The organism is Ruminococcus sp., from assembly GCF_016283395.1.
Genome location: NZ_JAEEMU010000036.1, coordinates 59,420 through 82,291 on the forward strand (window position 1 = coordinate 59,420; position 22,872 = coordinate 82,291).

At 43.5% G+C, this 22,872-nt stretch carries 16 protein-coding genes; 10 read left to right on the forward strand and 6 right to left on the reverse strand.

Features of this window, described 5'->3' with window-relative positions:
* Positions 1-36: 36 nt before the first annotated feature.
* From QZZ41_RS05305 to QZZ41_RS05315, 3 genes are all read left to right on the forward strand, one after another.
* Positions 37-1,749: a hypothetical protein gene (locus tag QZZ41_RS05305; RefSeq protein ID WP_295069176.1), complete on the forward strand. Its 1,713-nt coding sequence runs from the start codon at positions 37-39 to the stop codon at positions 1,747-1,749.
* A gap of 35 nt (positions 1,750-1,784) precedes the next feature.
* Positions 1,785-3,239: an O-antigen ligase gene (locus QZZ41_RS05310; RefSeq protein ID WP_295069179.1), complete on the forward strand. Its 1,455-nt coding sequence runs from the start codon at positions 1,785-1,787 to the stop codon at positions 3,237-3,239.
* A gap of 219 nt (positions 3,240-3,458) precedes the next feature.
* Complete coding sequence (locus QZZ41_RS05315) at positions 3,459-3,629, forward strand: DUF362 domain-containing protein (protein ID WP_028516860.1); 171 nt, start codon at positions 3,459-3,461, stop codon at positions 3,627-3,629.
* Between the two features lie 55 nt (positions 3,630-3,684).
* Here QZZ41_RS05315 and QZZ41_RS05320 read toward each other — a convergent pair whose 3' ends face one another.
* Positions 3,685-3,867: a DUF1540 domain-containing protein gene (locus tag QZZ41_RS05320; protein WP_028516859.1), complete on the reverse strand. Its 183-nt coding sequence runs from the start codon at positions 3,865-3,867 to the stop codon at positions 3,685-3,687.
* 197 nt (positions 3,868-4,064) lie between these two features.
* Between QZZ41_RS05320 and QZZ41_RS05325 the strand changes: the two genes are divergently transcribed.
* Positions 4,065-6,008, forward strand: a complete 1,944-nt coding sequence (locus QZZ41_RS05325) for a DUF6583 family protein (RefSeq protein WP_295069184.1) — start codon at positions 4,065-4,067, stop codon at positions 6,006-6,008.
* Between the two features lie 393 nt (positions 6,009-6,401).
* Here QZZ41_RS05325 and coaBC read toward each other — a convergent pair whose 3' ends face one another.
* Genes coaBC through QZZ41_RS05340 form a run of 3 tightly spaced genes read right to left on the reverse strand, consistent with a single transcriptional unit; the run spans position 6,402 to position 9,164 of the window.
* On the reverse strand, positions 6,402-7,601 hold the full coding sequence (gene coaBC / locus QZZ41_RS05330; RefSeq protein ID WP_295069187.1) for a bifunctional phosphopantothenoylcysteine decarboxylase/phosphopantothenate--cysteine ligase CoaBC: 1,200 nt from the start codon (positions 7,599-7,601) through the stop codon (positions 6,402-6,404).
* A gap of 13 nt (positions 7,602-7,614) precedes the next feature.
* Positions 7,615-8,595: a 2-hydroxyacid dehydrogenase gene (locus tag QZZ41_RS05335; RefSeq protein WP_295069189.1), complete on the reverse strand. Its 981-nt coding sequence runs from the start codon at positions 8,593-8,595 to the stop codon at positions 7,615-7,617.
* 50 nt (positions 8,596-8,645) lie between these two features.
* Complete coding sequence (locus tag QZZ41_RS05340) at positions 8,646-9,164, reverse strand: cysteine hydrolase family protein (protein ID WP_074717234.1); 519 nt, start codon at positions 9,162-9,164, stop codon at positions 8,646-8,648.
* Between the two features lie 436 nt (positions 9,165-9,600).
* Between QZZ41_RS05340 and QZZ41_RS05345 the strand changes: the two genes are divergently transcribed.
* From QZZ41_RS05345 to QZZ41_RS05365, 5 genes are read left to right on the forward strand one after another with little or no spacing between them, the layout of a single operon-like run.
* Complete coding sequence (locus QZZ41_RS05345; RefSeq protein ID WP_295069193.1) at positions 9,601-10,362, forward strand: ABC transporter ATP-binding protein; 762 nt, start codon at positions 9,601-9,603, stop codon at positions 10,360-10,362.
* Between the two features lie 5 nt (positions 10,363-10,367).
* Positions 10,368-12,881: an ABC transporter permease gene (locus QZZ41_RS05350; protein WP_295069196.1), complete on the forward strand. Its 2,514-nt coding sequence runs from the start codon at positions 10,368-10,370 to the stop codon at positions 12,879-12,881.
* An 11-nt stretch (positions 12,882-12,892) separates the two neighbouring features.
* Entirely contained in the window at positions 12,893-14,815 is a 1,923-nt protein-coding gene (locus tag QZZ41_RS05355; RefSeq protein WP_295069199.1) for a serine hydrolase, read from the forward strand.
* Between the two features lie 13 nt (positions 14,816-14,828).
* On the forward strand, positions 14,829-15,578 hold the full coding sequence (locus QZZ41_RS05360) for a response regulator transcription factor (RefSeq protein WP_295069202.1): 750 nt from the start codon (positions 14,829-14,831) through the stop codon (positions 15,576-15,578).
* Complete coding sequence (locus QZZ41_RS05365) at positions 15,575-16,849, forward strand: sensor histidine kinase KdpD (protein ID WP_295069205.1); 1,275 nt, start codon at positions 15,575-15,577, stop codon at positions 16,847-16,849. The genes QZZ41_RS05360 and QZZ41_RS05365 overlap by 4 nt, the downstream gene beginning before the upstream one ends.
* 306 nt (positions 16,850-17,155) lie before the next feature.
* Here QZZ41_RS05365 and QZZ41_RS05370 read toward each other — a convergent pair whose 3' ends face one another.
* Positions 17,156-18,661 carry a dockerin type I repeat-containing protein gene (locus QZZ41_RS05370; protein ID WP_295069207.1) on the reverse strand — a complete coding sequence of 502 codons (1,506 nt, stop codon included), beginning with the start codon at positions 18,659-18,661 and terminating at the stop codon, positions 17,156-17,158.
* Between the two features lie 368 nt (positions 18,662-19,029).
* Here QZZ41_RS05370 and QZZ41_RS05375 point away from each other — a divergent pair, with 368 nt between their 5' ends.
* The gene (locus QZZ41_RS05375; protein ID WP_295069211.1) at positions 19,030-21,051 is read left to right on the forward strand and encodes a dockerin type I domain-containing protein; all 2,022 of its coding nucleotides are present in this window, start codon (positions 19,030-19,032) and stop codon (positions 21,049-21,051) included.
* Positions 21,052-21,121: 70 nt separating this feature from the next.
* Here QZZ41_RS05375 and QZZ41_RS05380 read toward each other — a convergent pair whose 3' ends face one another.
* On the reverse strand, positions 21,122-22,675 hold the full coding sequence (locus tag QZZ41_RS05380; protein WP_072950485.1) for an ABC-F family ATP-binding cassette domain-containing protein: 1,554 nt from the start codon (positions 22,673-22,675) through the stop codon (positions 21,122-21,124).
* Between the last annotated feature and the right edge of the window lie 197 nt (positions 22,676-22,872).

The following is a 22,872-nucleotide window of genomic DNA, read 5'->3' on the forward strand; positions in this document are numbered from 1 at the left end:
TAAAATACATCTCTTAATAGTAAAGGGGGATCATAAATGAAAACCGCTTCATTTTTTAAGGCAATGACATCATTGGCTGCAACAGCTGTGATAGCTGCTGCTATGGTCCCTGCAAGTGCAGGGGCTTCATGGAAAAAGGTCTGTACACTTGGCGACCTTAATCTTGACAGTCAGGTAAATGTGGCAGATATCGTTGTGCTTTCAAAAAACCTGCATGGTACTGCTGAGCTTGGCGATAACAGTGTATACCGCGTATCAAACTCACAGCAGTATTCTGTAGAGTATAGCAACGGCTCGCGCAAGGACGCTCTGATAAATAACGGAACGATCCAGAAAGCAGATCTTAATTTCGACAGCTCTGTTGATATCCATGACCTTGTGGAGCTGAGAAAAAGCGTGCTGAACTCAAATTACAGGGGCAATGTGGTTCAGTGGGTGGCTGAGACTACTACTACCACAACCACTACAACGACAACTACTACGACTACAACTACCACGACGACTACGACGACCGCTCCTAAGAAGGATTTTATCCCTGCTCCTGTGTATGATATGTACGGAACTCTTCCGTCACAGGGCGATGCTGACCTGATAATATTCTATGTTGATTTCCCTGACTGCAAGTTCGATTACGAGCCGTCTACGGACAAGATAGAGGAAATAGCATTCGGCGGCGAGAATAAAAACTCGAAAATGTACCCCTTTGAGAGCTTTTCGGCTTTCTATTCCAGAGCTTCAAAGGGTACTATGAACCTTCAGGGCAAGGCTTACAGATATACCTGCAAGAACAATATAAGCACCTATCAGGGAGATGTTTATAAAGCCGACTTTACTACGGAAGTAATAAAGAATATGGACAGCATCGTGGATTATTCCAAATTCGATGCCGATCATAACGGAGAGATAGATGCTATACTCTTCTGCGTACCAAGCTCATCTGACCAAGATGACTGGTGGCCTTGTGCAGGCGGCTTCGGCGGAAATTACTGGATGAGGGTGGACGGTATGTCCATAGGTCATGTTATAACAGGCAATGCTGCTATAAAGAGCGATAGCGACTATGTAGACTTCACTTCCACATATCTCCATGAAATGGGACATTGTATGGGACTTCCCGACTATTACCTCTACGGCGTTGATGACTTTGAGGGTATGCACGGTTCGGCAGGCTATGACCTTATGGACGAAGCTTTTTCCGACTTCAGCGCGATATCAAAGCTTATGCTGGGCTGGTACAGAGAGGACCAGATACAGGTCTATGACAGATCAAAGGGAGCTCAGACATTTACACTTACAAACGGTCAGTCAGATGAAGGAAACTGCCTGATAATACCTAATAATTCGCTTGACAGTGAATATAAATCCGAATACTTTATCCTTGAGTATACCACTCTCGATGCAAACAACAGTCAGGTCAAGGGACATTTCTGGTGGAGACCTACGGGCAGCGGCGTTAGAGTGCTGCATATAGAGGCTACGGAAGCTGATGACGGCTGGCGCAAGTACTTCCTCTATGAGAGCGGAAATGACGAGTATACCAACACTAATAAGGGCAAACGTTTTATAAGGCTTGTCGATGACGGCGATAAGGATAATCTGCTGAGAGAAGGCTCAAAGGTGAACGGAAATACCAGCGGCTTCAGGTGGTATGACTCAAGCGGCGGTCAGACAGTTGACCCGGGACTCACTATTACAGTGGGCAAAAAGAACGGAAACAGCTACACCGTTACTGTAACACCTAATAATTAATACTGTGTAAGATGCAGGAAGGAAAGAAACCCAACATGGCAAAAACTATTTTTAATTCAACCGAAAAATCAAACTTTATTCTGAATATGACAGAGGAGCAGTTCTCGAAACTGGCTTCAAGAGGTCTTTTTGCAGCAATGCTTCTGGCTCCGCTGTTCACATTCGCACCCGAGATCACAGACAAAGCAAGCTATGCATTTACAGCAGGCGGACTTGTTGCAGGCGGAGTTATCGCAATGATACTCACCATAATAGGTCTGATGAAAAAGTATATCAGCAAATGGAACATTATCCCTGTATGCGGTATGGCAGCAATGGTACTGTGGGGCATAATGTCACTTGTAAAGGGCTGTGACCTTTCCATATCGTTTTACGGTTTCCCCGAAAGAGGAGAGGGACTGCTTGCTATACTGTTCTATTTCTGCTTCTTTACTTCCGCTGCATCGCTGAAACGCGAAACAGCTATAAAGACTGTTGTTGACGGTATTGTCGGAGTCGGCTTACTCAACAGCGTGGTGGCACTTATACAGATATTCACAGGCGAGCTCAGCCATTATCGTCTTGCATTGAACGATACTATAAACGCTGCATCGGGACTTTCGATGTCGCCGCTGTTCCTTGCACTGCTGCTCACGCTTTCGCTTACAGCTGCATTTATAGGCTTTATCACATCTGAGAGCAAGAAGCGCAGGACAGTTTTCATCATCTCAGCAATTCTTTTCTCATTCGTTATGATGTTCACTTATTCGCTCGTCGGCTTCTGCGGACTTGGTATTGCGGTCATCATGGCTGTGATAGCTGTATTCGTGCTTAAAGCTCCTAAGAAGCGTCTTGTATGCCTGCCTGTAAGCATTGTTTCGGCAGCTGCAGCCATAGCTATCGTTTTCAGCGGAGTTATAGGCAATATAAGCTCATACAGACTCTATGACGGAATTATCCTCTGGTGGACAGACTCATACAGAAGAGCTTCTGCCTGTGCAAGCTATGACCCTGAAAAGGTCGATATCGATGATACATTTGATGTTTACTCTTACCTTAATGATAAGACTATACAGATAATAAAGAAAAATCCAGCTTACGGAACAGGTCCCGATCAGCTCGGTCTTGTTACTCTTAATTATAATGTAGAGATCCCCGAGAACCTCACTCTTGAACAGTATGTTATCCACCCGAACAACATAGGTTCCTTTGACAGGGTATACAACGAGTACCTTTATACAGCTGTTACAAGAGGCATACCTTCGCTTGTTGCAATGCTTATCGCACTTTGCGGTGCATTGGTGCTGGGTATCAAGTCCTTCCGCAGGAGAAAGACCGCAGAGGCATTTGCGGTGCTTGCAGTAACTATATCGGGTATGCTGATATTCTTCGTAAGCTGCGGCAGTATAGCCGTTACACCTGTATTCTGGATAGCAGCAGGAGCTGCCTGTGCGGGTGTCGTTACCGATAAGGAAATGAAAGCTCAGAAAAAGCTTGCAAAGAAAAAATAATATAGCCATGAGCCATTAGCCGAAAGAGTTCGCTTACGCTCACATTATTTAAATTATTCGCCGAAGGCGACACATTGGCTAACAGCTAAAGGCTAAAGGCTAAGTGCTAAGAACGTAAGTATCGACTAACAAAAAACTCTTGATTTTTTGTAAATATATGATACAATGTAAATAACGAGGAGCAAGTAAGCTCCCGATTAATACGGAGGTGTATGTATAATGGCATATATTATTTCTGATGATTGTGTAATGTGCGGTGCTTGCGCAGGTGAGTGCCCAGTAGGCGCAATTTCTGAGGGCGACGGCAAGTACGTTATCGACGCTGATGCTTGTGTTGAGTGCGGTGCTTGTGCAGGCGTATGTCCTGTTGGTGCTCCTAACGCTGAGTAATCAAAAAAGCGTAAGCAGTTCCTTATAACGGAACTGCTTATTTTTTTACTGTTTATTATTCGCAGCAGCCTGAGCGTTTTACGAATGAATTACAGTCGGTACACTCGGGTACAGTAGGATCAGACTCATGTGTGCCCACTGATATGCAGTCGAGAGAACAGTAGTTTTCGGATACGAGGTTGTGGCGGCACTGTGAAACGTCACATTTGATACTCTTGTTTTTCTTCATTTCTTCCATGATAAACATCTCCGATCATTGAATTGTCCTTGCGGACTATGTATATTCTGCCACAATAATTATGAATTATTCGTTATGGATTTATTACAGCATGAAAACAAATTGGGAGAAATATTGACTTTTGTATCGGTTTATGATAATATAATCGTTGAGGGGGAATACTCTCTCTTAATGATATTTTTACGGAGGGGATCTATATGTCAAATTATGATCAGAACAATGGCTTCGATAATTCTCAGTTCGATGCTTCAATGAGTGCTTCGGGCGTTGAGAATGTTACAAAAAAGAGTAAGGGAAAAAAGGCAGCTATGATAGGGGGTATATCTGCAGCTGTAGTAGTAGGCGGCGGTGCAGCAGCTTACGCTTTCTCTGACACAGTAAAAAATCAGGTAAAGCTTCGTCTTAGCAAGCCTGAAAAGTATTATGCATGGGTTACTGAGAAGAATTCTTCGACTCTCGGAGAAATGCTCAGTGAAAGCTATAAGAAACGCCTCGACAATATGAAAAAGGGACAGCAGGTCGACCTTTCTGTTTATTATGAGGCAAACGACAACGTAAAGGACCTTATCATTGACGAGCTCTTCGGTGGAAGAGGAAACGATGATGATGCCGATCAGATCATCGACGTTATCCAGAATATCGACAAGGTTTCATTGTCGGGAAGTCTTTCTGCAAAGAAGGGCAATATGAACACAAATGTGGGCTTAGATGTTAATGATGACCGCATCGTAAGCTTTGACGTTGCAGGAAATACAGATGAAATGAGCTATTTCTTCCGTGTTCCCGAATTAAAGGAGCAGTGGCTCGGCGTTGACGCTTCAGACCTCGGTGAAGAGGCTGGAATGTCTGAGATAGTTGAGGCATACAAGGAGATACTCAAGGATCCCGGTTCATTCCTTTCACCTGAGGATCTTGAGACTGAGGTCAACAGATATGCAGGCGTATGGTCAAGCTATGTTGACGAAGTTAAGCTTGAAAAGAGCGAAGAGATCGACATCTGCGACATTACTGTAAATTACACTGTTGCTACTGTTGAACTCAACGACAAGGACATGGATAAGCTCGAACTTGAATTCCTCAAGGAACTGAAAAACGACAAGGTCATCAAGAAGATCATCACAGATAAGCTTGACCTCATGGACGAGGACGAGTTTGAAGATGAGATACAGGACGAGATCGATTCTGTAAAGGAAGACCTCGAAGATGATGATTACGATAAGGATACTATTGTTACAATAGATACTTATATCGACGCTACAGGTACTATCCGCGGATTTAATTTTGATTCCGACGGCAATTCAGTATTTATGGCTCTCGGCAAGGACGGCGACAACATCAGAGGCGAGTTAAGAGCTACTGACGAAGACGGCGATGTTCCTTTCTCTGTAAAGCTCAATGCTGAGGAAAACGGCAAGAAGTACAGCGGAGATATCACTTTCGCATATGAGTCTTACTCATATTATGATGATGAAAGCAACACTAAGGAAGCGGTACTGAAGTTTGACGATTTTGAGGTCGTTGACGAGGACAAGGGCTATGTAAACTGTGATGTTTCCTTAAATATCCCTGACCTTGATCCTATCGACATTTCTTTAAGTACTGACGGCAAGAAGCAGGATATCAACTATACTATCCGTCTTAACGGAACAGATTACGGCAAGATAGGCGTAACATACGGCATTAAGTATGGTGTGGACGTTGATCTCCCTGACAAGAGCAGTGCTTGTATGATCGACAAAGACCAGATGGAAGATTTCGACATCGACAGCTATATAACAAGCGATGAGATAAGCAAGTTCGTAGAGGATAAGCTTCTCCAGATCGGCTTTAGCAAGGAGCTGTCCGAAGTAGCAGCTGAAAGCGTCAAGGAAGGTTATGATGAGCGCGCAGAAGGCGGCTCACTCTTTGACGATGATGACGACTGGGATTATGACGATGACGACTGGGATGACTATGACTGGGACGATGATGACGATGATGATATCATCGGCGGTTCAGACAACTCAGGCTTCCAGTATGAATTCAACCGTGATAACTACAAGTATGAAGACTTCAAGGACTTCTATACAAAGGAAGAATTTGAAGAGATGCTTGACGAAATGGAAAAATACTACGAAGAATATAACAAGAAAGCTTCATAACAAAGCATAAAGAAAGACCTCCGTTTATCGGAGGTCTTTTTGTTTAGTCGTTAGCCTGTAGGGGCTGATGCCCACATCAGCCCGAGTGGTTAGTGCATAGTGATTAGATTTGTAGGGACGACCATTGGTCGTCCGTGCTTTACGCAATAAATATCATGAGCGTACTGTAGGGGCGAGTTCTGCTCGCCCGTGTACCCGTAACCGTTATGTATGCCGTGATTTGTAGGGAGATGTCCGTATAACAAAAAGGGCGGATAATATCCGCCCCTACGAGCTGAGCCAGCTCAACCGCTTCCACGTTGCCGCTTACAAGCTCGCTCACCCTTAACAAAATCTTTAATCGTACATCGCTTACAGCACGTTTAACTACGAATTATGTATTGATACTACTCACTACTTACTACTCTCTAATTTTAAGAGTTTGGAAAGTATGACATTTGCGGCATCGAACTTGCTCATAAGCTCAAGCTCTTCATCGCCGTTCTGAGTTATCATGGTAATGATATTGGTATCAGTTCCGAAGCCCGAACCTGCTTTTCTCAAAGAATTAGCGCATATCATGTCGCAGTTCTTCTTTGTGAGCTTCTTGCGTGAGTTTTCGATAACATTGTCGGTCTCCATTGAGAAGCCGCAAATCACCTGTCCTTCACGGCGGTTCTCACCGATATATTTGAGGATATCGGTAGTGCGCTTCAACGGTATGCTCATATCGTCATCAGACTTCTTTATCTTGCTGTCGGCAGTTGTTACGGGAGTATAGTCAGCTACCGCAGCAGCCTTTATAACTATATCAGTCTCGTCAAGGCGTTCCTTTACTGCGTTGAACATATCCTCGGCAGATTTTACGGGAACAACATTCACGAACATAGGCGGCTCAACGTCTGTATGAGCAGCAACTACGGTAACATCTGCACCTCTGAGCATAGCAGCTCTTGCAAGAGCAAAGCCCATTTTGCCACTTGAATGATTTGTGATAAATCTTACAGGGTCTATGCTCTCACGGGTAGCACCTGCGGTAACCAGTACCTTCTTGCCTGCAAGGTCTTTCTCGAAAGCAGCCTCGCGGACGATGTATTCCAGAAGAGTTTCCTCATCGGGGAGCTTTCCGTCGCCAATATCGCGGTTGGCAAGCATACCTCTTACGGGCTCTACTATCTCATAGCCGAACTTTTTCAACTTCTCGATATTGTCCTGAACGATAGGGTTATGGAACATATTATGGTTCATTGCAGGAGCGATTATCTTCTTGCAGGTACAAGCCATAACAGTAGTTGTGAGCATATCGTCTGCGATACCGTTTGCTATCTTGCCGATAACATTTGCGGAAGCAGGAGCTATCATTACTACGTCAGCCTTTTTTGCGATAGAAACGTGCTCGACACTGTATTCAAAGTTACGGTCGAATGTATCTATCAGGCACTTGTGCTGAGTAAGAGTCTCAAAAGTAAGCGGATGAACAAAATTAAGAGAATTCGGAGTCATGGCAACATGGACATCTGCACCAAGCTTTGTGAGCATACGTGCAAGGTTGCATATCTTGTATACGGCTATAGAGCCTGTAACTCCGAGTAAAACTGTTTTTCCTGTAAGCATGGTAAACGCTTCCTTATATATGGAGTTCGTTAGCGCACTCTTCACCCTTGTGGCAGGCGATAAGGTTGCTGACGGTAGTTTCTGCGATATTGCTGAGAGCTTCCTCGGTGAGGAAAGCCTGATGTGAAGTTACGATGACATTCGGCATGGAGATAAGTCTTGCAAGAGTATCATCGGCGATGATATGTCCCGAGAAGTCCTGGAAGAACACGTTTGCTTCTTCTTCGTATACATCGAGGCAGGCTGCACCTATCTTACGTGCCTTTATGCCTTCGAGGAGGGCTTCTGCGTCAATGAGAGCACCTCTTGATGTATTGACGATGACTACGCCCTTTTTCAGCTTTTCTATGGACTTTTCATCTATCATGTGGTAAGTCTCATCGGTGAGAGGGCAGTGGAAGGAGATTATATCGCTGCGGCTGAAAAGCTCGTCAAGCTCAACGTACTCGATATCGCTGTCCTTTGCAGGGAATTTGTCATAAGCGATAACGTTCATTCCGAAGCCGCGGCAGATGTTGATGAAGATACGTCCGATCTTACCTGTACCCACAACACCTACGGTCTTGCCGTGAAGGTCAAAGCCTGTAAGTCCGTTCAGTGAGAAGTTGTGATCTCTTGTGCGGATAAAAGCCTTGTGAACGCGGCGGATAGAAGTGAGCAGGAGAGCCATTGCGTGTTCTGCAACAGCATAAGGTGAATAAGCAGGAACACTTACTACTCGCAGCTTTCCCTTTGCGTACTTGATATCAACGTTGTTATAGCCTGCACATCTGAGAGCAAGTATCTTTACTCCAAGCTCGGAAAGCTTGTCTATTACAGCGGCATTGACAGTATCATTTACGAATACGCAGACTGCTTCACAGCCCTTTGCAAGTGCGGCAGTATCCTCGTTGAGCTTTGTCTCGTAAAACTTGAACGTGATCTTGTTTTCCTTGCCGTATTTCTCGAATGAGGGAGTGTCATAGGGCTTGGTATCGAAAAAAGCGACCTTCATGTAATTTCACCTTCCAATATCATATAGCGGCTGAGCCGTCTATTCTATTATTACACTATCTTTGCAAATATACCTGCAAGTGAAGCGATATATGTTTTCTGAACTGTATCGGCAGGGATAGTCTCGCCGTTTATAGTCAGATCCATAGTTGCGCAGGCATTTGCCACAAGAGTTACATCATAGCCGTGATCCATAGCAGCGCGGACTGTTGTATCAACGCACATATGTGTCATCATACCGCATACGATGAGCTTTTCAACGCCGAGACTGCGCAGGCAGTCGTTTAGCTCTGTACCGAGGAAGCTGTTAGGGCAGTATTTTACTATAACAGTATCAGTGGGCAGAGGCTTTATCCTGTCTGAGATCTCGCAGCCGTATGTCCCCTCGACAAAAAAGTCGTCATCCAGCTGGTTGATATGCTTTATATATATAATGTGGCGGCCGAGTTCGCGGCTCTCTTTGATAAGGTCGATTATGTGATCCTCTGCCTGACGGGCGTTATGAAGCTCACAAGCTCCTCCTTCAAAGTAGTCGTTTTGTACATCTATGATAAGTAAAGCTTCTTTCATAATTCATATCTCCTCATATAATATTTTTAATTTTAGTATACCACATCGAGTTAGCTCTGTCAATCATTTTACCCGTTGTCATAATAACGAAAAATCCTGTTTTTTCGGTCGAAAAAATGTAAGGGAGTATAGTGCGGACAGGGCAGGTACATAAAAAACGGGGGCGAAATATAACGCATTGTATAATACATAGTGTATAATACGAATGGTAAGACGATGACATGAGTGCATCATGTATTAAGAGTGGGAATATTGAAAAAGCAACGCTGCTATGGTATAATTGATATGTTACAGTAATTAATAATAAACAAATAAGAATTTGATAAGAATTTTATAGTAGTATGATAAAGATGTTTTTGGAAAAATGAGGTATACTAAGATCACAGAATAAATGCAGAACGCTTTCGGGCGCAGCTGCGGAAAAGGAGTATTTTTTATGAGTACTGCTGTATTACATACAGAAAAGTTGTGCAAGACCTTCTCAAGCGGAGGATTTCAGCAGCACGTTATCAAAAATCTTGATATTGAGATACGCGAAAAGGATTTTACTGTGATCATGGGTTCTTCGGGCTCGGGCAAATCAACGCTTCTGTACGCGCTTTCGGGTATGGATAAGCCCTCGCTGGGAAAGGTTTTCTTCGGCAATGAGGATATATCGGGTTATTCTAACGATGAGCTTGCGGTGTTCCGCCGTAAGAACTGCGGATTTGTATTCCAGAGCATATACCTTCTTGAAAATATGACAGTGTTCGACAATGTTATGACGGGAGCACTTGTTGCACAAAAAAACTCTGCCGACCTTGTTAAAAAAGCCGAACAGCTTCTTGAAAAAGTAGGCATAAAGAAAGAGTGCTGGAAGAAGTATCCCAACCAGCTTTCGGGCGGTGAATGTCAGCGTGTGGGCATAGTTCGTGCAGTAATAAACGAGCCTAAGATACTCTTTGCGGACGAGCCGACGGGAAGCCTTAACTCAGCATCGAGCCATGATGTGCTGGATATTTTTACCGAGCTTCACAATAAAGGGCAGAGCATAGTCATGGTAACACATGATGTAAAGACTGCTCTCCGCGGAAACAGAGTCATCTTCCTGTCTGACGGTACTATCAGCGGCGAGTATGAGATGCCGAAATTCGGTACTGATGATATTAAGAAACGCCGTGAAGGCTTGCAGGATTTCCTTGACAGAATGGGGTGGTGACGGCAATGAGAAAGATCGTCAGACTGTCATGGGCGAATATCAAAAAGCACAAGCTCGAAACTATTGCGCTTGTTATACTCGTCATGCTTTGTATGCTTCTCATAAGCTCTTCCCTTGAAGGCATAAGCAGTATAAAGTCGATATTTCCGAATATGATGAAAAATACCGAAAGCTATGAGAACTTTATCCTTATTCCCGACAATGCCTATAACAGGGAATACGAAAACATTCTCCGTGCTGATGAGCGCGTTGAAAAAAGTGCGGCTTCAGAGCTTTTGTTCAGCATGAGTACGAATTATCTGGACGATAAGGGCAAGGAACAGGCTTTGTATATGGCTTTTATCACACAGGATAACGAAAACAAGCTTGAACGTGCCGATATAGAGACTACAATGAGCGATGCCGAGATAGCTGATATCAAGCACCCTATATATATGCCTTATTCTGTAAAGGACGGCATGGGTTATAAAGTCGGGGATAAATTTGATATGATATTCGGAACGAAAAAGTTCTCGTTTACTGTTACAGGTTTTTATGATACAGTCCTGTTCGACACATCAAGCGGCGGACTTAAAATGATAGTTTCCGATGAGGATTATCATGTGCTTGAAACTGTGCTCACAAAGTATAACGTACTTGTGTATAATGATAATCAGGGCAAGGGCGGAATAGATCTTGCGAATGAACTGATAGAGGCTTTCGAGGATTATTCAAACCTTGATGTAAAAAGCGGCTATATGATGCTCAACTACAAGAATATCGAAGACGGAGTAGTATTCTTTACAGAGCTTATGCTCAAAATTATGATAGCTATGGCAGCTGTTATTATAGTATCCATTATCATAATGATACGCTACAGGATAGCAGGGGACATCAAGGATCAGATCGTTTCGATAGGCGTTCTTGAAGCTATCGGCTATACATCAAAGAATATAACATTTTCATATGTTATCGAGTATCTTATTATCTCGGTTGTGGGAATACTTCTGGGTATAGGCGGCTGCCTGATGCTCTCACCTGTGCTTTTCCGAATCAGCGAGATAATGTCGGGACACCGTATATACAGCAATATCACTTTATCACCCATACTTCTTACAGCAGGCGGCATAATCCTTTTTGTTTCACTGATAGCCTTTGTAAGAGCAAATATGGTAAAGAAATATCCCCCTGTCCGTGCATTCCGCAAGGGCTTGGGAGATAACCGCTTCGGCAAGGAGCGTTTGCCGCTGAGAGATACAAAGAAAAGTGTACATCTTCGTCTTGCCATGAAGGGCTTTCTGAATAACTTCAAGCAGAATATAGGACTTGCTGTATGTATCACTATTTCTGCTATCACTATTATATTCAGCTTCATAATGTTCAGCTTCTTCAATGACGGCATGGACGCTATCGTAAAGAGTGCGGGCATGGAAATGAGCGACCTGCGTATCGAGCTCATGCAGTCAGCAGACGCATATGAATTTGCAGCTGAGCTTGAACAGATGCCTGAGGTAAGAAAGGCTACGACCACATCAGGTCTTTCGGTGATGATAAATCTTACAGACCATAATCAGCTTATGTTCCCCATGGTGTTCAGGGATTTTGATGAGACAGAAAATATATTCCTGACAGACGGACGTTTCCCCGAGCATGACAACGAGATAATGATAACAAAGATGTGCTCTAAGTTTGAAAAGATAAATGTGGGCGACAGCGTTACACTTGATTATCTCAATGTCAAGAGAAAATACATCGTAACAGGTCTTGTAACATCTCTCACTAACGGTGGTATAAACATTTACATGACAGAGGAAGGTATGAAAAGACTGATGCCTTCATACAGACCTGATACGGTAGAGCTTCATCTTAAAGACGGTGTTGACTCTGATGAGTTCAGATATGTTCTTACTCAGAAATACGGCAGGAGCATCTCGGATATCTCTGATGAAGAAAATGCAGGCGGCTCGTATGAGGAGAGGATAAAGGCTGAGGCAGACAGACAGATAGCCGATCTTATGGCAAGCTACGGCGTATCTCATATCGAATATGCTATACAGGCAGGAGATACGGTCATTTCGGGAAACAGCAGCGGATTTGTGATAAAGGCTTTTATGAACATCTGTGATATTATGAAAACACAGCTTACGGGAATCGCACAGGCTATATCTGTTACAACAACTTTGTTTATGTTTATATCTGCGCTTGTTGTAATGATAATACTGTTTATCCTTATGGAGTCAAGTGTAAGGAGACAGCGCAAGGAGTTCGGAATAATGAAGGGTATGGGGTATACCTCAAGAGAGCTTATGCTGCAGCTTGCATTCAGGATAATGCCTGCGGCACTGTTCTCGGTAGTTATCGGAACTCTGATCGGTATAGCAGCTATCAATTTCCTTACGGGGTATATAGGTTATATAGCTATTAACATTCCTGCAGTCATAGCTATGGATATAGTACTGCTTCTTTTCTGCTTTGGCTGTTCATATATCGGCGCAAGAAAGATAAAGAAAATATCAGTATACGAGCTTATGACGGAATAAGGAGGATAGATATGAAAAAGAACAGAATAGCGGCACTTGCAGCTGCGGTGGCTATCACCGCAGTCTCGGCTGCGATACCTGTAAATGCAGAACATGATATAGTTGAAAATAAATCCTATGACAGCCACGACACTCTTTCATGTGTCGGTTCTGTCAGCAAAACTTTTGCGGCAATGGCTGTCATGCAGCTTGCCGATAAGGGCAAGGTGGACATAGATAAACCAATTACAGAGTATCTTCCTGATTTCACAATGGCTGATCCGAGATATAAGGACATAACGGTGCGTATGCTCATGAATCATACTTCGGGCATAATGGGAACTACCGAAGGAGATTTTATGCTCTTCAATGACAGAGATACAGCTCCGCATGATACCATGCTGCAGGAGCTGAGTACACAGAGACTTAAAGCTGATCCAGGGGACTTCGGGGCTTACTGCAATGACGGATTTGAGCTTCTTGAGCTTATAGTGGAGCAGGTCAGCGGACAGTCGTTTACGGATTATATAGAAGAGAATATCTGTAAGCCTCTCGGTATGCAGCAGACAGGCACAGCATGGAACGTTTTCCGTACCGATGAACAGGTAAAGACCTTCTGGAACGGAAATGTGCTTCTGGCTACAGATTATTGTATGTATCTGGGTTCGGGAGGAGTACATTCCACAGCGTCTGAGCTGTGTACCTTCGGAAGTGCGTTTTTCACAGGCGATGAGCGTATGCTCTCTGACAAGGCAAAGAAGGAAATGAGCACAACATCGGTCGAGGACAAATACGAGGACGGATTTGGTCTGGGCTGGGATAGAGTTGATTATGCGGACTACAGTGCGGCAGGGGTAAAGGTCATAAGCAAGGGCGGAGATACCGTAAATCAACACACAGGGCTCGTTGTAGCTCCTGACGAGAAGATAAGCGTAGCTGTTCTTTCATCGGGCGGCAGCAGTATGTATAATGAACTTATGGCAATGGCTCTCATGGATATAGCACTTTCGGAAAAAGGCATAAATATACAGCATAATACACCCGAAATGAAGCAGACTGTTGATACTGTTCCCGAGAAGTATCTTGCTTATGAGGATATCTATATAGCGGGAGACTCTATATACACAGTTGAATTCCCTGACAGAAAATATATGGAGATCACCAACATAAGCAGTGATAAGCGCGAGAAACAGCAGTATATGTACACTTCCGATGATGATTTCGTCCGCATGGAGGGGGATATCTCCACGGGAAAGGCTGTACAGGCAAAGCAGCAGGAGGTCGTTACATTCAAAAAACGCAATGGTGCAGATTATATCTGCGGCGATAATTATTATGAGATCGGCAGAAAAAATAAGCTTTCCATGTCATCATATGTGATGCAGAGAGCAGAAGCAAATCCTGTCAGTGATGCTGTACAGTCGGCATGGGACGCAAGAAACGGAAAGAAGTATTATTTTTGCAACGGAAAGTACTCCAATACCTGCTACACGGATTATCCATGTGTAAAGATAAAAACTTTACCCGAAGCAAAGGGATATGTTTCTTCCTGCAAGATGATCGACGGCAATAACTTAAAAGCTGCAATTGTTATGCCCGGCGGAAGAGACCTAAAGGATATGACTGTCAGAAGTGAAAACGGTTATGAGATATTGGATGTAACCAACTGCGCTATGGAGTTTATTTCCGAAGATGCTATCCCTGAGCTTGACAGCAATATCACCGAAGTAAAACTCAGCACTAAAAAGGCAAAATGGTTCAGTATCGGAGCGGCGGAGAACAAGACTCTGATACTTGATATACCTGACAATGCAGCAGTTTATGTCTACGACCAGTACGACAGAGTGACCTATTCGAGCTATATGACCGAATACGGCAATTCAGTACCTCTGCCTGCAAACGGAAAGATCGTCTTTATCGGTGAAGACGGCGGCATTATAAAGATCACACAGTAAAAGGAGTAATGTAATGAAATATCAGTGCCTTATGATCGACGATGATGTAACTATCGCAGAAACTACTGCGGAGTATTTCAATATTTTTGATATCAGCACAGCGTATGTTACCAGCTTTGAGGACGCGGTAAAGTTCCTTGAAGAAAATCAGGTATCGCTTCTGCTGCTGGATATCAATCTTGGTGAAAGATCAGGATTCGAGCTGTGCAAACAGGTCAGGGCACAGTATGATATGCCTATACTGTTCATAAGTGCGAGGACCAGCGATGACGATGTTCTCACTGCACTGAACATAGGCGGCGATGATTACATAAAGAAGCCTTATACCCTGAACATTCTTCTTGCCAAGGTAAAGGCTATACTCAAACGATATGAAAGATCAGCGGAGGCAGCAGTTGCTGTCTCCGCCAAAGCCGTTTCATCGGGTGATACCATGAAGCGCAGGGAAGTGTCCATAAAGGACGGACTTGTTCTTGACACGGGCAGGCGCAAGCTCATTAAAAACGGCGTTGAGGTCAGCCTTAAAGCTATGGAATATAAAATGCTCGTATATCTTCTTGAAAAGCGCGGATTTGTCGTGACCAAGGACGAGTTTTTGAAAAATGTCTGGGGAGATGAATTCATAGGCGAGGGAACACTTGCGGTGCATATACGTCATCTGCGCGAAAAGATAGAAAATGATCCCAACTCTCCCGATATCATCAAGACTGTATGGGGAGTCGGATACATAATCGAGGACGGAGAGGCAGGACAGGAAGCATGAAGTTTTATATCAGGCTCCTGCTTACCATAGCAGCTATAATAATGTGCGGCATATCTTTATTTATCGGCATAACAAGCTCGTACAGGAGCAGCAAGACCGATGCGGTCTTATTGAACGACATCACACAGACTGTGAAAGAGCAATGGGACGATATAGGTGCTTTTGACAGTGATGCATTCAGTGATGAGATGATAATTTTCAACAGTGACGAGTTCGTTGTGTATTCCGATGTAAGCAGCGAGCTGAAAGATGTGAACTCGGTCGAGGAAGCTGTAAATAAGGGCTGTCTGTGTCTGTCGGTGGCTGACGGCAGCCGAATGCTGGGCACGATAATAATACCCGATCCTGATAAGTCAAAGTTCAATATAGCGAAACGAAAGCTCATTTTGGCTGCGCTGTTAATGGCGATGATGTTTATTCTTGCAGGTACGATGTATGGTATCTATGTAAGAAAGAATATCATAATCCCGTTTAAGGAAATGGAGCAGTTCGCCGTGAATGTAGCTTCGGGAAGTCTGGACGAGCCCATAATGCTGGAAAAGAACAATCTCTTCGGAGCGTTCACGGAAAGCTTTGATATAATGCGTGAGGAGCTTAAACGCTCAAGGCAGGTCGAAAATGAATTGAAGATGAAAGAAAAAGAAATGATAGCTTCTCTCAGCCATGATCTGAAAACTCCCATAACAGGCATAAAGCTCCTTTGTGAGCTGCTTATGGTAAAGGTAAAAGATGAGTATGTGAGTGAAAAAGTCGGCAACATTCATCAGAAGGCTGAACAGATAAACATTCTTGTAAGTGACCTGCTTTCTTCCGCACTTGAAGATCTCGGCGAAATGAATGTGAGCTGCTGTGACGAGAGGTCGGAGATACTGCACGAGCTTGTTGCAGAGCACGACAGCCGCTGTCTTGCGAATGAGGCAGCGATACCGCAATGTCTCATACGTGTGGACAGACCAAGACTTTCACAGGTCATTGGCAATATCATAAGCAACTCATACAAGTACGCAGGCACAGTCATAGATATAGGCTACAGCGTTAAGGACAGTTACCTTGAGATGTACATACGGGATCACGGAGCAGGAGTCCCTGCCGATGAGCTTGATCTGATAACGAGTAAATTCTACCGCGGCAAGAAAAACTCAGTGGGTAAGGAAGGAAGCGGTCTCGGACTTTATATCGCAAGCGAGCTTATGGATAAGATGAACGGAGAGCTTATATGTTCAAGCCCAAATGACGGCTTCTGCGTTACACTTATGATACCGCTTTCGTAAAACACACCGCTGACAGCAATGGTGATACTGATACATAAGCTTTTATGCTGATTATTGAGAGAACCCCTTTTGAAAAAGGGGCTTCTCTCAAACTCTCTCCCGAAAACTTCTGTTTTTATTTTTTTCAGAATAGGGCGCGACCTGTATATTACAGGTCTTTTTTATTATTTTTACGCGCCCTATCCTGAAAAAAATCAGATAAAAGTCTTTGGAAAGGGGTTCGGGGGAAAACCTTTCCTCAGAAAGGGTTCCCCCGACAAATCAATATAAACTTATATATTATTACCATTGTTATCAGCGGTGTTTTTATGGTAAGGTTTTTATTTTTCCGAGGACGAAGGATTGAAGGAGAACTAAATCTGCTATATCAAAGCTTCCGTTTTTGTTCAGATCCATGTGTTCGTCTGATTTTGCATTTTCGTCATCAAGTTTTGAAATGATAGCGTTTCTTGCTGATACGATATCAAACGCATCTATAATATTATCGTTATTGAAGTCTCCTGCTATTATTTCGGGGACTTCTCTCTTTTCAAAGCTTATGTCGTTTTTGATAACGCTTATATCACCTGTTGCACCACAGTTGTGGAAAGCAAGCTCGATATCAAATATTTCGCAGCCTGATGCAAGCTCGGGGATATGGCTCATATGATCGTATACACTCAGAGTATCTTTGTAAGAAGCGGCATTATCGGTGTCCTTACGGACTGCAAAATAGCATACTTCATCATATTTCTGAAATTCGCCGATGAAACGATAGTTGACTTTATAGAGGTCATATTCGTTATCGTTTTCAGTATAGGTGGTCATAAGCTCTGATGAATGGTACGAATATTCAGTGCCGATACCCTGCTTTTTTGAATAGCTGTTGAAGAATTCTTCCATATCCATTCCTGAAATCTTTTCGGCTATTCTGAAAGTGGTGCGTGAATTTGTATCATATGGTGTATAGAACGTGTAGACCATTCCGTATTTGCCGTCAAGGCTGTCGTCCATCTGACAGTCAATGCATATGTCGTTTTCAGAGTTTAGCTCATACACTGATGTCCTGTTAAGGTTGATGTCCACAGTTGAGTCTACAGACTTTTCGGTATAGAGTAATTGGTACTCTTTGGCGTTTACGGTGAAGCAGCCCCCTGCATAAGCGTACATATTGCTGCCTCGTAAAAGATAATATTCAGGCGAATAAAAATCGTAGTTATCAATGATTATATAGTTGCATCTCATCATTGAAAGATCCGAATACAGTTTACCTGTAGTTTCAACGCCCTCTTTTTTCAGCGCGGTAGTATCGCAGTTACATTCATATGTGTTTTCGTCCAGCTTGACACTGCTCATTTTGCCTGTTTTAAGTCCGAAATGCTTTGCACCCTCGATAAGCTCATAGAGTGGGAAAGAGGTGAAGTCCTCAGAGGAGCTGCCGTCACGGCATACATGATAGAAAATATAGTCGTTATATTCGGATTCGAGATCATTGATCTGTTCGGAATAAGTGAACCCTTTGCGTCTGCATACGTGATATGTCTCGCCGCCCACTTCAATAGTACCTGCATAATACATAGGCGGCTGAGCTTTGAGCTGGCTCTCATCAATGTTTTTGAATTCAAGTGTGCTTGCAGGATCTTCCATAGCTATAACAGCACTGCTGTATCCGTCTATTTCTTCAATGATGCTGAAATAGTTGAAAACGTCATTGTTCACCTTGTCGATAATATCGGAGATAAGTGAAGCGGAAGTACATACAGCAGCCGATGATGCGTATGAAAAGCTAAGTACCAATGCACCAAGTATGGATAATGCCTTTTTGAATTTCATAACTTGATCCTCCTTAAAAATAATCATTTTCACGAGCACAAAACATCTATAATATTACATAAATTGTACAGTATTTTAGTGAAAAAGTCAAGGCTTATATTGCTGTTTATCGGTGCTGCATGGATAAAAATACGATAAGGGACAAAACGATGAAAAGTTGCATTTTTTGCGGAGTTTTCGCCAGAATATTGACACATACGCTGATTTGTGATATGATAAAAACAGATTCCTTTCAATGTATTATAACTTGATAAGATCGGTAAAATGAATTTTTTGAGATTTTTATGATTTGATTTTATGTACATTTTTTATGTATAAGTTTTTCTAAAAATCATGCCTTTAAACGGCGAAAAGAAGGGAAGTAGTGAATGATGAAAAAAAGGGATTACAAAATAACAAAGTTCATTGCAGGCTGTACGGCAATGATGCTGACGCTGGGCAGCGGTATAATAAAGCCTGACACCAAGGCGGATGCAGCGTTTACTGACGGTATCCAGTCCGTAAAGATAACCTCTGCAACATTCCCAGATGCGAATTTCAGGGAATATGTTTCAGGTGCTTTTGACAAAGACAGAAACGGTACTCTTGATCCCGAAGAAATACTTTATGCAAGAAACGTATGGTGTAACGGAAAGAAAATAAAATCTCTCAAGGGTATTGAGTATCTTGTGGAACTGCGCGGACTCTACTGCATGGATAATCAGATAGAGACAATGGACCTCAGCAAGAACCAGCAGATAACAGGTATATGGTGTTCGGACAATCTGTTTACATCACTGGATTTTTCAAATCTTCCGACTCTTGAATGGGTATATTGCTACAACTGCAAGCTGACATCGCTGAACGTTACTAAAAACCCAAAGATGTCATATATCGAATGTAATTCAAATCCTTTGAAGAAACTTGACGTTTCCAAAAACCCCGTGCTGGAGCATCTTATGTGCGGTGACTGTGAGCTTACCGAGCTCGACCTGAGCCACAACCCAAATATGCAGCACCTTGACGCTTTCAGAAATAAATTCAAGACGCTTGACGTTACCTGCTGTCCGAGAATGAAGAGACTTAATGTGTGGGACAACCACGAACTTGGAAGCATAGATGTCAGCAAGTGTCCCGGATTGCAGTATTACAACTGTTCAAATAACGGTGCTACCAGTGTTGACGTTAGCCATAATCCCGAGCTGAACAAGCTCAGCTGCGCTTACAACGAGCTTACCGAGCTTGATCTTTCGCACAATCCAAAGCTTGCTTATCTGGATTGTATGCAAAATCACCTCAAAGGGCTTGATCTTTCATATCATGCAAATCTGCGCTTCTTGCAGGCGTTTATAAACGACTTTACAGAACTGGACATAAGCCGCAATCCATACCTTATAAAGACCTATAACGAGGGTGCTAAGCAAGATGTATGGAACTACGGCAAATTCACCGCATGGACTATCGACTACGGCGGAGATACGTCCACAGGCAAGGATAATATATTCTTCCTCGCCATTAACAATACAGTAAAGCTCAATGCGGAATCAAAGGCTTCTTTCCCTGTGTATGAGGCTAACGATGATGATATAACAGACACAAAGGAGCTTATCACACGAGAGGCTGCTGTACAGACACTGTATGAAATGGCAGGAAAGCCAAGTGTAAGCGGACTGAAGTCAAGATTTACAGATGTAGAGCACGGTGCATGGTATGAGGACGCACTGCTCTGGGGCGAGAAAAATGCTCTCTGTCTGGGTTATCCTTATGTTGTATCCGATACCTTCGGCGTTGGCAAATGGGTAACAAGAGAAGATGTGGCACTTATGATGATGCGTTTCTCAGAATATATGGGCTATGAGCGTTCTATCGACTTCGGAAGAAGTGACGACTTCATGGACTATTACGAGGTGGACTTCGACCACTGGGAGGCTATATGCTGGGCTTGTACATGGCATATAATAGACGGTAAGGGTGACCTTAGTGCTCCTAAGGAGGAACGCAGGATAGATCCTCACGGAAAGGCTACACGTACCGAATTTACGGAAATGCTCAATCAGATGCTTGAAGTCAACAGGAAGTCAATAGAGTTCACTATCCCAGAAAATCCCGAGACTCCCGTAACTCCTGTTGAGCCTGCGATACAGGAGGATTATTCTCTCGGCGATGTTGATAACAGCAAAAGAGTAGATTCTGTTGATGCGTCTATCGTGCTGAGAAATTATGCTCAGACATCTACAAATCAGAAGAGCAGTTTCAACGAACAGCAGGAAGCTGCTGCCGATGTTAATAAAGACGGCATAGTTGATTCAGTTGATGCTTCAAAGATACTTTCGTACTACGCTTATGCTTCAACTGCAAAGCAGAGCGTTATCTCAATGGAAGAATTCATGAAGAACGAGGCAAAGAAATAATGTAAAAGGAGTATGACTTGCAAAAGCCATACTCCTTATTTTTATGCTATGATAAATAGTGTGCGCTGCCTTAGATGATCTTGGTTGACCATTCCTCGATATTCCAGATGTTATCGGCGATATCCATGTAGAACTCGGGTTCGTGGCTTACGATGAGGACAGTTCCCTTGTAGTCCTTGATAGCCTTTTTCAGCGACTCCTTTGCGTCAACGTCAAGGTGGTTTGTTGGCTCGTCGAGTACGAGGAGATTGACCTCCTTGAGCATTATCCTGCATATCCTTACCTTTGCATTTTCACCGCCTGAGAGCACCCTCATTTGTGATGTGATATGCTCGGTAGTGAGTCCGCACTGTGCAAGTGCCGCACGTACTTCCGCATTTGTCATTGAGGGGTATTCCTCCCATATAACATCGAGTGCAGTTTTTGAGGTGCTTTCCTCTTCCTGCTCGAAGTAGCCGTATTCCACGAACTGGTCATGCTCTACATAGCCTGATATAGGCGGTATTATCTTCAACAGGGTTTTCAGCAGTGTGGACTTGCCTATGCCGTTCACGCCGCGTATTGCTATTTTCTGACCGTTCTCGACCTTTACGGATATAGGCTTTGTAAGCGGTTCATCGTAGCCGAGGACTACGTTCTTGCAGTCGATGACTACACGTCCGGGAGTACGCGCCTTGCGGAATGAGAATGTTGGCTTTGGCTTTTCACGCATAAGAGTTATCTTGTCCATTTTGTCAAGCTTTTTCTGTCGTGACTTAGCCATGTTCGTAGTTGCAACGCGAGCCTTGTTACGGGCAATGAAGTCCTCAAGGTCTGCGATCTCTTTCTGCTGTTTTTCGTAAGCCTGTTCGATCTGTTTCTTTTTCAGTTCGTACATTCTCACGAAATTGTCATAATCACCTGTATAGCGTGTCATAACTGCGTTCTCGACGTGGTACACAACGTTTATGACACTGTTCATGAACGGTACGTCATGGGATACAAGTATGAATGCGTTTTCGTAGTTTTGCAGGAAATTGGTCAGCCATCTGATGTGGTTTTCGTCGAGGAAGTTTGTAGGCTCATCGAGTATAAGTATCATGGGATTTTCAAGGAGTACCTTTGCGAGGAGCACCTTTGCACGCTGACCGCCCGAAAGTTCCGCAACGTCTCTGTCAAGACCTATCTCGTTAAGTCCGAGACCGTTTGCGTACTCGGATATTTTTGCATCTATGGTATAATAGCCGCTGTAATCGAGTATACTCTGTATCTCGCCGACTTCCTCCATAAGTGAATTCATTTCCTCATCTGAGCAGTCCGACATTTTCTCATAAAGGGTGAGCATTTCGGCTTCAAGCTCGGAGAGGTGGTCGAAGGCTTCACGAAGTACATCGCGGATAGTTTTGCCTTTTGCAAGTGTGCTGTACTGGTCGAGATAACCTGTTGTAATGTGTCTGCACCATTCTATTTTTCCCTCATCGGGCTGAAGCTTGCCCATGATTATATTCAGAAATGTGGATTTTCCTTCGCCGTTAGCTCCCACAAGTCCGACGTGCTCGCCTTTGAGAAGGCGGAAAGAAGCGTCATTGAGTATCTGCCTTGCACCAAATCCGTGGGTTACGTGTTCAACATTGAGTATGCTCATAATATCCTCCAATTTTAGACATATTATTCATTATAGCATATATTTCTGTAAACAGCAACACTCAAAGCAAAAAAATATCGCCCTCATAAGTGCGATATTGATATAGAAGTATAGCCCCAACGCATTTAAACTGCTGGGGGCTGAGTTTTTTTATTACGATTCGCCAAATAACTTGCTGAACGTATGAACGGGATTCC

Coding starts and splice junctions, on each gene's coding strand:
- QZZ41_RS05340 (WP_074717234.1), bottom strand. CDS start 9,164: ATGAAAGAAGCTTTACTTATCATAGATGTACAAAACGACTACTTTGAA.
- QZZ41_RS05355 (WP_295069199.1), top strand. CDS start 12,893: ATGAAAAAGAACAGAATAGCGGCACTTGCAGCTGCGGTGGCTATCACC.
- QZZ41_RS05315 (WP_028516860.1), top strand. CDS start 3,459: ATGGCATATATTATTTCTGATGATTGTGTAATGTGCGGTGCTTGCGCA.
- QZZ41_RS05380 (WP_072950485.1), bottom strand. CDS start 22,675: ATGAGCATACTCAATGTTGAACACGTAACCCACGGATTTGGTGCAAGG.
- QZZ41_RS05320 (WP_028516859.1), bottom strand. CDS start 3,867: ATGGAAGAAATGAAGAAAAACAAGAGTATCAAATGTGACGTTTCACAG.
- QZZ41_RS05325 (WP_295069184.1), top strand. CDS start 4,065: ATGTCAAATTATGATCAGAACAATGGCTTCGATAATTCTCAGTTCGAT.
- QZZ41_RS05360 (WP_295069202.1), top strand. CDS start 14,829: ATGAAATATCAGTGCCTTATGATCGACGATGATGTAACTATCGCAGAA.
- QZZ41_RS05370 (WP_295069207.1), bottom strand. CDS start 18,661: ATGAAATTCAAAAAGGCATTATCCATACTTGGTGCATTGGTACTTAGC.
- QZZ41_RS05310 (WP_295069179.1), top strand. CDS start 1,785: ATGGCAAAAACTATTTTTAATTCAACCGAAAAATCAAACTTTATTCTG.
- coaBC (WP_295069187.1), bottom strand. CDS start 7,601: ATGCTTACAGGAAAAACAGTTTTACTCGGAGTTACAGGCTCTATAGCC.
- QZZ41_RS05305 (WP_295069176.1), top strand. CDS start 37: ATGAAAACCGCTTCATTTTTTAAGGCAATGACATCATTGGCTGCAACA.
- QZZ41_RS05345 (WP_295069193.1), top strand. CDS start 9,601: ATGAGTACTGCTGTATTACATACAGAAAAGTTGTGCAAGACCTTCTCA.
- QZZ41_RS05375 (WP_295069211.1), top strand. CDS start 19,030: ATGATGAAAAAAAGGGATTACAAAATAACAAAGTTCATTGCAGGCTGT.
- QZZ41_RS05335 (WP_295069189.1), bottom strand. CDS start 8,595: ATGAAGGTCGCTTTTTTCGATACCAAGCCCTATGACACTCCCTCATTC.
- QZZ41_RS05350 (WP_295069196.1), top strand. CDS start 10,368: ATGAGAAAGATCGTCAGACTGTCATGGGCGAATATCAAAAAGCACAAG.
- QZZ41_RS05365 (WP_295069205.1), top strand. CDS start 15,575: ATGAAGTTTTATATCAGGCTCCTGCTTACCATAGCAGCTATAATAATG.